Source organism: Micromonospora sp. WMMD987 (assembly GCF_029581435.1).
Taxonomy (GTDB): domain Bacteria; phylum Actinomycetota; class Actinomycetes; order Mycobacteriales; family Micromonosporaceae; genus Micromonospora; species Micromonospora rifamycinica.
Map to the genome: position 1 here is coordinate 6,186,876 of NZ_CP120861.1, position 13,674 is coordinate 6,200,549.

The following is a 13,674-nucleotide window of genomic DNA, read 5'->3' on the forward strand; positions in this document are numbered from 1 at the left end:
GGAGGTGACCCGATGACCGGTGGACGATTGGTCGTCGTCGGCAACGGCATGGTCGGGCAACGGTTCGTCGAGGCGCTGCGCGCCCGCGACCATGACCGGCGATGGCGGGTGACGGTGCTCGCCGAGGAGGCCCGCCCCGCGTACGACCGGGTACGACTGTCCGCGTTCTTCGACGGGGTGACCGCCGAGGAGCTGAACCTGCACACCCCGGACGACGGGGTCGAGCTGCGCCTCGGCGACCCGGTGACCGGGATCGACCGGGACCGGCGGGTGGTGACCACCGCGTCCGGGGAGCACCCGTACGACGCGCTGGTGCTGGCCACCGGGTCGTACCCGTTCGTGCCCCCGGTGACCGGCACCGACCTGCCCGGCGTCTTCGTCTACCGCACCCTCGACGACCTGGAGGCGATCCGGGAGCACGCCCGGGGTCGGGCCACCGGCGCGGTGATCGGGGGCGGCCTGCTCGGCCTGGAGGCCGCCAACGCGCTGCGGCTGCTGGGGCTGCGGACCCACGTGGTGGAGTTCGCCCCCCGGCTGATGCCGGTGCAGGTCGACGAGGCGGGCGGCGCGATGCTGCGGCGCTACGTCGAGGAGCTGGGGGTCACCACGCACCTCGGGGTGGGCACCACCGCGCTGCGGTCCGGCCCGGACGGCACGGTCGCCGCGTTGGACCTCTCCGACGGCGGCACGGTCGCCGCCGACCTGGTGGTGGTGGCCGCCGGCATCCGTCCCCGGGACGAGCTGGCCCGCGCCGCCGGGCTGCCGCTCGGCCCGCGCGGCGGGGTGCTGGTCGACGGGAGCTGCCGCAGCGACGACGAGCGGATCTGGGCGGTCGGCGAGTGCGCGGCCGTCGACGGCACCTGTCACGGCCTGGTCGCCCCGGGGTACGCGATGGCCGAGGTGGTGGCCGACCGGCTGCTCGGCGGCGCGGCCACCTTCCCCGGCGCGGACAGCGCCACCAAACTCAAGCTGCTCGGTGTCGACGTGGCCTCGTTCGGGGACGCCCACGGCAGCACGCCCGGCTGCCTGGACGTCACGTTCACCGATCCGGTCACCCGCTCGTACGCGAAGCTGGTCCTCTCCGACGACGCGCGGACGCTGCTCGGTGGGGTGCTGGTCGGGGACGCTAGCGCCTACCCGACGCTGCGGGCCAGTGTCGGCGGGCCGCTACCCGCTGCCCCGCTGGCGCTGCTGGCGCCGGCCGGCGGGGCGGGGGCCGGTGCGGCGGCGCTGCCCGGGGCCGCGCAGGTCTGCTCCTGTAACGCGGTGACCCGCGACGACATCGACGCGGCGATCGCCGGTGGGGCGTGCGACGTGCCGGCGTTGAAGGCGTGCACCCGGGCCGGGACGAGCTGCGGCTCCTGCGTACCGATGCTCAAGCAACTGCTCGACGCGGCCGGGGTGCGGCAGTCCACGGCGCTGTGCGAGCACTTCGACGCCAGCCGGCAGGAGCTGTTCGACATCGTCCGGGTGCGCGGCATCCGGACGTTCTCGCAGCTCGTCGCCGACCACGGCCGGGGCCGGGGCTGCGACGTCTGCAAGCCGGTGGTGGCGTCGATCCTCGCCTCGCTGGGTGCCGGCCACGTGCTCGACGGCGAGCAGGCGTCGTTGCAGGACACCAACGACCACTTCCTGGCCAACCTGCAACGCGACGGCAGCTACTCGGTGGTGCCCCGGATTCCGGGGGGCGAGATCACCCCGGACAAACTGATCGTGATCGGGGAGGTGGCCCGCGACTTCCAGCTCTACACCAAGATCACTGGCGGGCAGCGGATCGACCTGTTCGGCGCGCGGGTCGAGCAGTTGCCGCAGATCTGGCGGCGGCTGGTCGACGCCGGCTTCGAGTCCGGCCACGCGTACGGCAAGGCGCTGCGCACGGTGAAGTCCTGCGTCGGCGAGACCTGGTGCCGGTACGGGGTACAGGACTCGGTCGGCCTGGCCGTCGCGCTGGAGCTGCGCTACCGGGGGCTACGCGCCCCGCACAAGCTCAAGTCCGCCGTCTCCGGCTGTGCCCGGGAATGCGCCGAGGCCCGTAGCAAGGACTTCGGCATCATCGCCACCGACACCGGGTGGAACCTCTACCTCGGCGGCAACGGCGGCTTCCGCCCCCGGCACGCCGACCTGTTCGCCACCGACCTGTCCACCGACGAGCTGATCACGCTGATCGACCGGTTCCTGATGTTCTACGTCCGCACCGCCGACCGGTTGCAGCGCACCGCCGCCTGGATCGAGGCGATGGACGGCGGCCTGGAGCACCTCCGGTCGGTGATCGTCGACGACTCGCTCGGGCTCTGCGCCGAACTCGACGCGGCGATGGCCCGGCACGTCACCTCCTACTCCGACGAGTGGCGCGACGTGCTGGACGACCCGGAGCGGCTGCGGCGCTTCACCTCCTTCGTCAACGCCCCCGACGTGCCCGACCCGTCGATCACGTTCGAGGTGGAACGCGGCCAGCCGGTGCCGGCACGCGACACCCGCGCCGCCGCACCACCCGGTGGAGCCGCACCACCGGACGGAACGCCCGTCCGGCGTCGCCAGCCGGTCGCCCTCGGCCTGCCGGAGGTACGGCGATGAGCGACACGGTCACCGTCAGCTGGACCCCGGTCTGCCCGCTGGACCGGCTGGAACCCGAGCGGGGCGTCGCCGCCCTGGTCGACGGGGTGCAGGTGGCGCTCTTCCGGATCGACGACGAGCTGTTCGCGGTCGACAACCTCGACCCGCTGAGCGGCGCGTACGTGATGTCGCGGGGCATCGTCGGCAGCCGGGGCGGGACGCCCACCGTCGCCTCACCCCTGCACAAGCAGGTGTACGACCTGCGAACCGGGCTGTGCCTGGACCTGCCCGGGGTGACCCTGCCCCGGTACGACGTCCGCTGCCGGGACGGCCTGGTCGAGGTGCGGCTGCGACAGGAGGAGTGATGCGGGACGAACTGGCCGGCTTCACCATCGGGGTGACCGCCGACCGGCGACGCGACGAACTGGCCGCGTTGCTGGAACGACGCGGTGCCCGGGTGGTGCTCGCCCCGGCCCTGCGGATCGTGCCGCTGGCCGACGACACCGACCTGCGGGACGCCACCCGGGCCTGCCTGGACCGGCCACCGGACGTGCTGATGGCCAACACCGGCATCGGGATGCGTGGCTGGCTGGAGGCCGCCGAGGGCTGGGGGCTGGCCGAGCCGCTGAAGAACGTGCTGTCCCGGGCGTACGTGGTGGCCCGTGGTCCCAAGGCGCGCGGCGCGATCCGCGCCGCCGGCCTGCACGACCAGTGGTCACCCGCGTCGGAGAGTTGCGAGGAGGTGGTCGAGCACCTGTGCCGGCGCGGGGTGGCCGGGCAGGTGATCGCCATGCAGCTGCACGGTGACCGGCAGCCGAAGTGCACCGAGGCGCTGGAGGCCGCCGGCGCCACCGTGATCGAGGTGCCCGTCTACCGGTGGGCCCCACCGACCGACCCGGCCCCGTTGCACCGGCTGATCGACCTGGTCGCCGGCCGACTGGTCGACGCCGTCACCTTCACCTCCGCCCCGGCGGCGGAGGCGCTGCTGCGCGCCGCGGGCGACCGCACCGAGACGGTGTTGGCCGCCCTCCGCGGCGACGTGCTGGTCAGCTGCGTCGGCGCGGTCACCGCCGAGCCGCTGGTGCGCCGGGGGGTGCCGGTCAGCGCGCCGAGCCGGGCGCGGCTCGGCGCGCTGGTCCGCACCATCGTGGACGAGCTGCCCCGCCGGACCCTGACCGTCAAGGCGGCCGGGCACCTGCTGACCCTGCGCGGGCACGCGGCCGTCATCGACGGGGAGCTGCGGCCCCTGGCCCCCGCGCCGATGGCGGTGCTACGGGCGCTCGCCGCCCGGCCCGGCCGGGTGCTGTCCCGGACCGAACTGCTGCGCACGCTGCCCCGGGGGGCCGACGAGCACGCGGTGGAGATGGCGGTGGCCCGGCTGCGGGTGGGGCTGCGGGCACCCCGGGTGGTGCAGACCGTGGTCAAGCGCGGCTACCGGCTCCGGGTGGAGTGAGACCGGCTCCGGAGGGGGTGACGGCGGCGACCGGGTCACCGGTGGTGGCGACCCGGCCCGGCTCCTGAGCCGTCACCACCGGCGACCGGTCGCGCTCAGCCCACCGGGGTCGGGAAGCCCCGCCCGTGCTCGGCCTGGAGCCGGAGCATGGCGTGCTCGACGACCGTCACCAGCACCTGCTTGACCGACTCGCGGTCCCGGGCGTCGCACATCACCAGCGGCACGTCCGCCGAGATGGCCAGCGCCTCCCGGACCTCCTCCGGCTCGTACAGGTCCGCGCCGTCGAACCGGTTCAGCGCGACCACGTACGGCAGGTTGCGGTTCTCGAAGTAGTCCAGCGGAGCGAAGGCGTCGGTGATCCGCCGCGTGTCCACCAGGACGGCGGCACCCACCGCCCCCCGGATGATCTCGTCCCACATGAACCAGAACCGGGTCTGGCCGGGCGTGCCGAAGAGGTACAGGATCAGGTCCTGCGCCATGGTGATCCGGCCGAAGTCCATGGCGACCGTGGTGGTCTCCTTGCCGGGCACCTTCGACGGATCGTCGATGCCGACGCCCGCGGCGGTCATCAACGCCTCTGTGGTCAGCGGAGTGATCTCGGAGATCGCTCCGACCAGGGTCGTCTTGCCCACGCCGAAGCCGCCCGCGACCACGATCTTCGCGGAGACGATTCCCCGGCTCTGGCGCGACCCGGCGGGGTCATAGCCTGCGAAGTCCACTTAGCACCCTTCCAAGGATTTCCATTCGCTCCTCGAACCCCTCGGCGGGAGCGGCAGTGTGTAGCGTGAGCAGACCGTCGGCGACCAGGTCGGCGACCAGCACCCGGGCGACGCCCAACGGCATCCGGGTGTACGCGGCGATCTCCGCCAGCGACTGCGCCCGGCCCTCGCAGACGGTGGCGATGCGGTACTTGTCGTGCCCGGCGAAGCGGGACTCGGCCACCTGGGTCGCGCTGGAGGTGAGCACCGCCTCCAGGGCGATGTCCCGGCTCGGCTCGGTGCGGCCCCGGGTGACCGCGTACGGACGGACCAGTGCTCCACGGGGATCCCGTCGGGGGTCCATGCCGCGATCACCTCCTCCCGCCCGGGTCCGCCCCGGTCGCCTCGTCCCCGGCCGGGCGCGGTCGCGCCCGGCCAGCCCACCGACGTGCTACGAACGCACGGCGTCCCGGGGCAGCGGCACCAGCGCCGCGCCCACCCGCTCGACCAGCAACGCCATCTCGTAACCGACCTGACCGACGTCGCAGCTGCGGGCCGCGAGCACCGCCATCGACGAGCCGTCACTGATGGACATGAGGAACAGGTAGCCGCTGTCCATCTCGATCACTGTCTGCAGCACCCCGCCAGCGCTGAACATCCGGGCGGCACCCTCGGTCAGACTCACCACGCCGGAGGTGATCGCGGCGAGCTGGTCGGCCCGGTCGGTGGGCAGGTCCCGCGAGGAGGCGAGCAGCAGCCCGTCCGCGGACACCGCCACCACGTGGGCGATGCCCGCCACGCTGTCGGCGAAGTTGGTGAGCAGCCAACCCATGTCCTGCATGGCAGCTGGCCTGTTCATCGGTTCGTCTCCTTGGTCGAGGTGCTGTTGAGGTCCGCGCCCGCGGTGCGCCCGCGCTGCACACCACGGTGGTACGCCGAGAGCAGGCCGCGTACCTCGTCGGGGGTACGGCGGCTGCGGTCCCGGCCGCCCTTCGGCTCGATCCCACCGGGCACGAGCTGGGCCTGCGGCACCCGCTTCGGCAGGCCCGAGCGGGTGGTGCCGGCGCTGGCCGGCTCGGCCGCCTGGCTGGCCCGGGACCATCCCTCGTCGGCCGCCGTCCGCCAGGCCTCGGAGTCGCCGCCGGCCGGGGCCGTCGGGGCCTCGGGGGCGGTACGCGGTGGCGCGGGCGGCGCGTCGGTGGTGGCGTATGCCGGCGGCACGGTGGCGGGCGGTGTGTCGGGGACGGTCACGGCGGGCGCCTCCGTTGGGGCCGGGGCGGGCGTGACGGTCGGGGTGCCGGCCGCGGTGGGCGCGGCGGGTACCCGGGTCGGCAGCGGCGGGCGCGACGGCCGGGCCGCGCCGTTCGACCGGGACGGTGCGGCGGGCGGTTCGTCGTCGAAGCGGGGCCTTGTGAAGATCGCGGTGGCGTCGTCCCCGTGGGACCGGAACCACACCGCCTCCATCTCCCGGAAGATCGGCGAGTCGGCCGGCCGGTCCGGACGGGCCACCACCGGCGTGGCCGGCGTCGGCGGGGTGTACGGCGTCGCCGGGGGACTGTACGCGGCGGCGGGGGCGGCGTACGACGGCGCGGTCGGTGCCGCGAACGGGGTGGCCGCGGGAGCACCCGCGTACGGGGTGGCCGCGGGAGCACCCGCGTACGGGGTGGCCGCGGGAGCACCCGCGTACGGGGCCGCGGCAGGGGCACCCGCGAACGGCATCGCCGGGCCACCGTAGGAATCCGCGGTGGCGGGGGTGCCCAGCGCACCGGCCACCGGGCCGGCCGGGAGCACCGGGGCGGTCTCGCCCGGCGCGGCCCGCCTCGGCAGCGGGTCGATGGTCGGGTTCGCCACCGTGGGGCTGCCGGCCGAGAAGGCGGCGAACCTGGCCCCGGAGTCGGCCGCGGGGGCGGAGACGGGGGTGAGCGGGGGCGCGGAGACCGGGCCGCCGAACTGCACGGCCGGGGCGGTGTCCCGGGCGTCCACCGGCGACTGCCAGGGTGCCGGTGCCGGCGGGCTGGTCCGCCACTGGTCGGTCAACGTCGCCGCGGCGCTGCGGGCGCCGGCGAAGGCACCGCCGATACCGGTCGTGGCGGGGGCGGGCTGCTCGACCGCCAGCGGCTGGCGCTGCCGGTTGACCGCCTGGTCCCGACCCCGGTGGGCGGGGAGCACCACGGTGGCGTTGGGCAGCGTCACCTGCGCGACGGTGCCGCCCTCGACGTTGCGGCGCAGCTCCACCCGGATGCTGTACCGACTGGCGAGCCGGCTGACCACGGCCAGACCCATCAGTCGGAAGGCGGCCACGTCCACGGTGGGCGGCGCGGCGAGCCGGCGGTTGAGCGAGTCCAACTGCTCGTCGGTCAGGCCCAGTCCCCGGTCCTCGATCTGGATCAGCACGTAGTCCCGGATGCGCCGGCCGTCGGCGACCACGGTGGTGGTCGGCGAGGAGAACCGGGTGGCGTTGTCCAGCAGCTCGGCGACGAGCCGTACCACGTCGTTGACGGCGTGGGCGGCGACCGAGATGTCGGTGTCGACGGTGCCGAACTCGATCCGGTTGTAGAGCTCCACCTCGGACTGGGCGGCCCGCAGCACGTCGACCAGCAACGCGTCGTCGCGACGCGGCACGGCCGAGTCGGCACCGGCCAGCACCAGCAGGTTCTCGTCGTTACGGCGCATCCGGGTGGCGAGGTGGTCGAGTTCGAAGAGCTGGGCCAGCCGCTTCGGGTCCTCCTCGCCGCGCTCGATCGCGTCCAGCTCGCCGATCATCTTGTCGACCAGGGTCTGACTGCGCCGGGCCAGGTTCAGGAACATCGCCGAGACGCTGGTCCGCAGCGCCGCCTGCTCGGCGGCGACCCGGACGGCCTCCCGGTGGACCACGTTGAAGGCCAGCGCCACCTGGCCGACCTCGTCCCGGTTGGTCAACCGGATCGGATCCCGTACCTGCCGGACGATCTCCTCCACGCCGCCGTCGCTGACGCTGCCCATGTTCTGCAGCCGCTTGACCGCGTCCGGCAGGTCGTGGTTGGCCACCGACAGGGCACCCTCGCGCAGCCGGCGCAGCGAGTGGTTCAGCGAGCGGGCCAGCACCACGGCGAGGGTGATCGCCGTGATCAGGGTGAGCAGCACCAGCACCGACTCGATGATGGCCTGCTGGATGACGTCGCTGCGGGCCTGCTCGGAGCGGGCGAGCAGGGTGTCCTGGAGCTGGATCTCGGTCCACCGCATCAGGTCGTTGACCGCGCCGATCGAGGCGCTGGCGTCGCCCGCGCTCACCGGACTGCGCTGCCCGACCGAGCGGGTGATGTCGGCGGCCACCCGGTCGGCCAGACCGACGGCGTCGCCGGAGACCGCGCCGTCGACCAGCGCCCGCTGGGTGGGGTCGGCGGCGAGGGAGAAGCCGAGCAGCGCCTCCTGCTGGCTGGTCAGGGTCGCCACGAAGGAGGAGAACTGCTCCTCGTCCAGGCGTCCACCGACCAGCGCGGTGTAGGCGACCGCCTCCTCCTCGGCGACGGCGGCCTTGGCCCGGCTGAACGCGGCCACCGCGCGGCGGGCGTCCGCCAGGCTCTCCTGCCCGGACAGCTGCGCCAGGGTGTCGCCGTACGAGACCAGGTCGGTGAGGATCACGCCGTACCGCAGGGTGGCCTCGGCGACCGGCATCTGCCGGCGGTCGAGCACCTCCTGCCGGGTCGCGTCGAGCGTCCGCAGGTGGTCGTCGATCACGGTGAGCCGGTCCCGCACGGCGGCCGGGACCTCGCCGAGGTCGGTGCGCTCGGCCCGGTAGCTGTTGACCCGCTCACCGGTGGCCCGCACCCGCAGGTTGTAGTCGTCCGGGCGCAGCTGGGGGTTGGCCAGAAAAGCTGCGGCGGCCATCCGTTCCTTGTGCAGATCCTGCGTCAGCGCGGAAACCTCGATGGACAGTGCCGTCAGTGACCGGATTTGGGTAGCGTCGACAGCACCCTCGGTAGTGGACACCAGTCGCATTGTTGCCAACAGGACGACCGCGGCGACCGGCACGACCAGAATGAGGGCGAGCTTGGAGCGAATGCGTGCGTCCCGCAGCCGGGGCAGTCGGCGTCCCCGTTCAGGTCCGGCGCTTTCGCCTGGCTCGGGCAGGGTCGTCGGTCCGGTGCTCACGACATCGCCTCCGTCGTATCTTCCACACGCCTGACCCGCCGACCCGCGCCTGGTGCAACGGACAGCGCCATGCGCGGCACGGCCGCGATTTCATCAGAGAAGATCCTGTTTGGGAAGTCGGCAACGAGGCAGAAATCGGTCGACCGACTCGACGGTCGCCTTTTGCCCTCATTAGCAGGCCACCCCTGAACAGGGCATGTCACTCCAGAGTGTTCGTTCGCCTCTGGTGAGTGAGCATCGGTAAATATCTGATGTCCCCACAATGTGAGATTCGCGTCCCGAAACCGCAGACAGCTCCGCGCTTGACCGCAGCGCCCCCGCATTGGCAAGGTTTTGCAGGCTTTCGCGCACACCGTACGGCACCCAATCCCGTTTCTCCACTGAGGACGGACTAGCGGCGGTCCACGCCGCACCTGGAGGACTGAGTTGAGCCCCATCCGCTCCGCGACCATCGTGGCGCTCGCATCGGCCGTGCTGGCCACCACGCTCACCGGCTGCTCGTTCGGCGCGGCAGAGGAGGACGACAGCCCGATCACCATCGGTGCCGACCTCGAACTCTCCGGTGCCGCCGCGCCCGTCGGCAAGGCGTACCAGCGCGCCCTGGAACTGAAGGTCGACCAGCTGAACGCCTCCGGCGCGCTGGGCAAGCGCAAGGTCAGACTGACGGTCAAGGACAACCGGTCCGACGTCAACGAGTCGCTGCGCAACGTCGGTGACTTCAGCAACGACGCCAAGGTCAACGCCATCATCATGGGTGGCTGCAACGAGTGCGCCGTCGGCGCCGTCCGCACCATCAACGAGCGGAAGATCCCGACGATCGCGCTCGCTCCGTCGGGGGCGGTCGCCAGCCCGACCCCCGAACGCCGGTACGTGTTCAAGCTCGCGCCGAACGCCGCCGACAGCGCCGCCGCCCTCACCGTCGAGCTGCGGCGACGCGGGATCACCGAGGTCGGCGTCCTGCACAGCGCGGACGACTACGGCCGGGAGGGCCTGGCCGCGTTGGACGACGAGTTCCGCAAGGTCGGCATCAAGCGGGTCCGGGCCGAGGCGGTCCGCACCACCGACACCGAACTCGGCGAGCCGATCCGCCGGCTCGCCAACCGCGACCCCGCCGGCCTGATCATCTGGACCCCGCCGGAGCAGGCCGCCCTCGCCGCCACCGCCGCCGACCAGTCCGGCTACGCCGGGTCGCTCTTCTTCGACGCCGCCGCCGCCGGGGACCTCTTCCTGGGCGGCTCGGGCCGGGCCACCGAGCGGGCCACCCTGATCTTCACCCAAACCATGGTGATCGACGACGTCATCGCCACCACCCCGGCCAAGGCCGCCCGCCGGCAGTGGTTCCAGGACTACACCGCCCGGTTCGGCGGCTACAACGGGCTCTCGTCGTTCGCCGCCGACGCGGTCCAGCTGCTCGCCGACTCCGCGCTGCGGGCCGGCGGTCCGACCGGCAGCGTCAACCGGGACGGCCTCCGGGACGTCCTGGAGACGTCCCAGCTCGACGGCCTGTCCGGACCGATCCGGATGACCCCGGACAACCACTCCGGCCTGATGCCGCAGGCGCTGACCACGCTGGTGGCCCGGGGTGGACGGTGGCGGCTGGCGGGTTGACCGGCCGGGCCGCCCACCGCCCGCCGGGCCGGGCTCACGGGCTACCGGGCCGGGCTCGTCACCTGCCGGGCCGGCTCGCCCCCGGGGGCGTCCACGGTGTGCACGGCCCGGGTGTCCGGCCATGACCGACGGGCCGACCCCCGCCTCGGGGGTCGACCCGTCGGTGCTCCGTGGTCGCCGCCGCTGGGGTCAGCGGGCCGAGGTGGTGGCCCGGACCCACGGCAGGGCCAGCCGCTCGACCAGTGACAGCGCCGAGTAGAGCGCGATGCTCATCGCCGCGATCAGCACGATCGCCGCCCACGCCGTGGCGGTGTCGCCGACCCCGTTGTACTGGAGGATCTGGAAGCCCAGGCCCGGCTTGTCGGAGTAGAACTCCCCGATCACCGCGCCGATCGCGGCCAGCGGCATCGCCACCTTCAGGCCGACGAAGATCTGCGGCAGCGCGGCCGGGAACCGCACCTTGCGGAACGACTGCCACCAGGAGGCGTTCAGCGACCGGGCCAGTTCGGCCAGGTCCGCCGGGGTGGTGGTGAGCCCGGTGGCGGTGGAGAGCACGATCGGGAAGAAGCAGAGCAGGAACACCATGGTCAGGATCGGCTTGGTCCCCCAGCCGACCGAGACCACCAGCAGCGGCCCCAGCGCGATCTTCGGCACCGCGTTGATCGCCACCAGCAGTGGGGCGAACATCCGTTCGGCCCGCCGGGAGGCGGCCAGCGCCATCCCGATCAGCACCCCGGCGACCGTCGACAGCAGGAAGCCGAGCAGCGTCATCAGGGTGGTCGTGCCCAGCGCCGGGAAGAGCACGTCCGCCGAGGAGGTCAGTGACGTCCCGACCGCCTGCGGCGGCGGCAGGGACGCCGGGTGCACCAGGTGCAGCCCGGAGGTGACCACCCACCAGACGGCCACCGTGACCACCAGGCCGAGCAGCGGCAGGCCGACCGTCGCGGGACGTATCCGGGACCAGGGTGACCGGCCGGGCGTCGGGGGCACGGTCGGCACGGCGGTCGGCGGTCCGGCCGACCCGGGTACGGGACGGGTCCGGATCGACTCCGTCACAGGGTCCTCCTCTCCTGCCGGCACGCTGGCCGGCACACGACGGGGGTGCGACCCACCGGTCGTCCCGCTGGATCGCACCCCCGTGGCACCGCGGTGCCGGTCAGGCCTTCGGTACGAGGTTGAAGTCGATGACCTGGTCCGGGGTGATGTTCGACTTGAGCGCGCCGGCACCCTGGAGGATGGCGATGCTCTTGGCGACCCGATCGCTGTCCAGCGTGCCGATGGCGGTGCCCGAGTTGCTGGAGCGGACGTAACCGGCCATCAGCTGCAACTCGGCAGCGGCGGCGGCCGGGTTGGTGGTGGCCACGTTCTTCTTCAGGATCTCGGCCGCCTCCTGCGGGTTGGCCAGGGCGTACTCCAGGCCCTTGAGCAGCGCGGCGGTGAACTTCTTCACCGTCTCCGGCTTCTCCTTGGCGATCTTGCTGGAGGTGATCAGCGCGTTGCCGTAGAGGTCCTGCATCACGTTGCTGTACGGCAGCACGACGGGCTTCTTCTTGGTGACCGCCTCGACGGTCGGCTGGCCGACGACGAACTGGCCGATGCCGTCCACCTGGCCGGAGGCCAGCGTGCCCATCAGGGTCTGCGCCTCACCGTTGACCCAGGTGACCTTGTTGTAGTCCACGCCCGCCATCCGGGCGTACGTCGGGAAGAGGTTGCGCACGACGGAGCCGGGGGTGTCCGCGAGCTTCTTGCCTTCCAGGTCCTTCGGGGTGGCGATGTTCTTGCCCTCGACCGAGACGATGGCGGCCATGGTGCGCTGCTGGATCGCGGCCACCGCCACGAAGTCCTTGGCCACGCCGTTGCCGACCTGGAGCAGGCCACCGGTCAGGTCGATCGGGCCGAAGTCGGCCTGGCCACCGACGATGGTCTGGATGACCGCGCCGGTGCCCTGGCCGGCTTTGATCTCCACGTCGAAGCCGGCCTCCTTGAAGAAGCCCTTGTCCTTCGCCACCCAGGCGTAGGAGTCGCGGCCGAAGTTGCCGAACGAGGTGAGGTAGGTCACTTTCTCCAGCGACGTGCCGTCGCCGGGCTTTGCGTCCGCCGACTCCGACCCGCCGCTGCAGGCGGAGACCAGGGCGAGGGCGGTGGCCAGGGTGGCCGCGGCGACCGTGCGGGTCAGCCTTGTCATCTGTGCACCATGTCCTTTCCGACCGGGCGGTGTACCCGGAGGGGGTTGTCGGTCGGCGGCACGGCGTGAGGGGGCACCGGACCGCCGTCGTGAAGGGACTCTTCGCTGGCACAGCGTACGAGACACTTACCGTCACCACACCAGGCGGATCGGGTTGCGGAACGGAAACAACTCCACTCCACCCCGGACGGTGAGCAGCCAGCACGCTGGGGATACCCTTGTCAGATTCCTGACCGCCGACTCAGGGGAGACCGACGGCGATGATCCGACTGTCCGATGTGTCGCGTACCTTCGACGGCCGTTCGGGGCGGGTCGAGGCGCTGCGCGGCATCGACCTCGACGTGGCCGAGGGCGAGTTCGTCGCCGTGCTCGGCCGCTCCGGCTGCGGCAAGTCCACTCTACTCAGGATGATCGCCGGGCTGCTTCCGGTCACCGGCGGCGAGATCACCGTCGCCGGCAGCCCGATCACCCGGCCCCGCCGGGACGTCGCGATGCTCTTCCAGAAGCCGGCCCTGCTCCCCTGGCGCACCGTGCTCGACAACGTGCTGCTGCCCGCCGAGATCTTCGGCTGGAGCCGGGCCAAGCACCGCGACCGCGCCCGTCAGCTGCTGGAACTCTCCGGCCTCGCCGGCTTCGAGAAGCGGCTTCCGCACGAGCTCTCCGGTGGCATGCAGCAGCGGGTGTCGCTGTGCCGGTCCCTGATCGGCCAGCCCCGGGTGATGCTGATGGACGAGCCCTTCTCCGCCCTGGACGCGCTGACCCGCGAGGAACTCTCCGGGGAACTGCAACGGGTGCACATGGAGACCGGGGCGACCGTCGTCTTCGTCACCCACTCCATCGACGAGGCGGTGCTGCTGGCCGACCGGGTGGTCGTGCTCAGTCCCCGCCCCGGGCGGATCCGCAGGATCGTCGACGTGGACATCCCCCGCCCCCGCACCCTCGGCCGCAACGCCCACCTCGCCGACGTCGCCCGGGTCAGCGCCGACCTGCACGAACTGCTGATGGAACGGGATCTGCCGACGACAGCCGGGATGGAGGGACGATGA

At 72.7% G+C, this 13,674-nt stretch carries 11 protein-coding genes; 5 read left to right on the forward strand and 6 right to left on the reverse strand.

What is annotated here, in order from left to right:
* Window positions 1-12: 12 nt before the first annotated feature.
* Genes nirB through O7612_RS26245 form a run of 3 tightly spaced genes read left to right on the forward strand, consistent with a single transcriptional unit; the run spans window position 13 to window position 4,006 of the window.
* Window positions 13-2,574: a nitrite reductase large subunit NirB gene (nirB, locus tag O7612_RS26235; RefSeq protein WP_282268264.1), complete on the forward strand. Its 2,562-nt coding sequence runs from the start codon at window positions 13-15 to the stop codon at window positions 2,572-2,574.
* On the forward strand, window positions 2,571-2,918 hold the full coding sequence (nirD, locus tag O7612_RS26240) for a nitrite reductase small subunit NirD (protein ID WP_282268266.1): 348 nt from the start codon (window positions 2,571-2,573) through the stop codon (window positions 2,916-2,918). Before nirB ends, nirD begins: the two co-directional genes overlap by 4 nt.
* On the forward strand, window positions 2,918-4,006 hold the full coding sequence (locus O7612_RS26245; protein ID WP_282268268.1) for a uroporphyrinogen-III synthase: 1,089 nt from the start codon (window positions 2,918-2,920) through the stop codon (window positions 4,004-4,006). The genes nirD and O7612_RS26245 overlap by 1 nt, the downstream gene beginning before the upstream one ends.
* A gap of 95 nt (window positions 4,007-4,101) precedes the next feature.
* Here O7612_RS26245 and O7612_RS26250 read toward each other — a convergent pair whose 3' ends face one another.
* The 4 genes from O7612_RS26250 to O7612_RS26265 form a co-directional block, all read right to left on the reverse strand.
* The gene (locus O7612_RS26250) at window positions 4,102-4,725 is read right to left on the reverse strand and encodes an ATP/GTP-binding protein (protein WP_282268270.1); all 624 of its coding nucleotides are present in this window, start codon (window positions 4,723-4,725) and stop codon (window positions 4,102-4,104) included.
* On the reverse strand, window positions 4,706-5,068 hold the full coding sequence (locus tag O7612_RS26255; RefSeq protein WP_067313317.1) for a DUF742 domain-containing protein: 363 nt from the start codon (window positions 5,066-5,068) through the stop codon (window positions 4,706-4,708). Before O7612_RS26255 ends, O7612_RS26250 begins: the two co-directional genes overlap by 20 nt.
* 87 nt (window positions 5,069-5,155) lie before the next feature.
* Window positions 5,156-5,563: a roadblock/LC7 domain-containing protein gene (locus tag O7612_RS26260; RefSeq protein WP_067313320.1), complete on the reverse strand. Its 408-nt coding sequence runs from the start codon at window positions 5,561-5,563 to the stop codon at window positions 5,156-5,158.
* Complete coding sequence (locus O7612_RS26265; RefSeq protein WP_282268277.1) at window positions 5,560-8,835, reverse strand: nitrate- and nitrite sensing domain-containing protein; 3,276 nt, start codon at window positions 8,833-8,835, stop codon at window positions 5,560-5,562. The genes O7612_RS26260 and O7612_RS26265 overlap by 4 nt, the downstream gene beginning before the upstream one ends.
* A gap of 426 nt (window positions 8,836-9,261) precedes the next feature.
* On the opposite strand from O7612_RS26265, the gene O7612_RS26270 reads away from it, so the two are divergent.
* Window positions 9,262-10,443 carry an ABC transporter substrate-binding protein gene (locus O7612_RS26270; protein WP_282268279.1) on the forward strand — a complete coding sequence of 394 codons (1,182 nt, stop codon included), beginning with the start codon at window positions 9,262-9,264 and terminating at the stop codon, window positions 10,441-10,443.
* Window positions 10,444-10,632: 189 nt separating this feature from the next.
* Here the strand turns inward: O7612_RS26270 and O7612_RS26275 are convergent, their stop codons facing one another.
* A complete protein-coding gene (locus O7612_RS26275; protein WP_282268281.1) occupies window positions 10,633-11,499 on the reverse strand; it encodes an ABC transporter permease in 867 nt (288 codons plus the stop codon).
* 100 nt (window positions 11,500-11,599) lie between these two features.
* Window positions 11,600-12,628 carry an ABC transporter substrate-binding protein gene (locus O7612_RS26280; protein WP_282268284.1) on the reverse strand — a complete coding sequence of 343 codons (1,029 nt, stop codon included), beginning with the start codon at window positions 12,626-12,628 and terminating at the stop codon, window positions 11,600-11,602.
* 260 nt (window positions 12,629-12,888) lie between these two features.
* Between O7612_RS26280 and O7612_RS26285 the strand changes: the two genes are divergently transcribed.
* Window positions 12,889-13,674: an ABC transporter ATP-binding protein gene (locus tag O7612_RS26285; protein ID WP_282268286.1), complete on the forward strand. Its 786-nt coding sequence runs from the start codon at window positions 12,889-12,891 to the stop codon at window positions 13,672-13,674.

Bases quoted from the DNA above. Each gene is read 5' to 3' on its own strand.
- nirB (WP_282268264.1), top strand. From the start codon at position 13: ATGACCGGTGGACGATTGGTCGTCGTCGGCAACGGCATGGTCGGGCAA.
- nirD (WP_282268266.1), top strand. From the start codon at position 2,571: ATGAGCGACACGGTCACCGTCAGCTGGACCCCGGTCTGCCCGCTGGAC.
- O7612_RS26245 (WP_282268268.1), top strand. From the start codon at position 2,918: ATGCGGGACGAACTGGCCGGCTTCACCATCGGGGTGACCGCCGACCGG.
- O7612_RS26255 (WP_067313317.1), bottom strand. From the start codon at position 5,068: ATGGACCCCCGACGGGATCCCCGTGGAGCACTGGTCCGTCCGTACGCG.
- O7612_RS26260 (WP_067313320.1), bottom strand. From the start codon at position 5,563: ATGAACAGGCCAGCTGCCATGCAGGACATGGGTTGGCTGCTCACCAAC.
- O7612_RS26280 (WP_282268284.1), bottom strand. From the start codon at position 12,628: ATGACAAGGCTGACCCGCACGGTCGCCGCGGCCACCCTGGCCACCGCC.
- O7612_RS26285 (WP_282268286.1), top strand. From the start codon at position 12,889: ATGATCCGACTGTCCGATGTGTCGCGTACCTTCGACGGCCGTTCGGGG.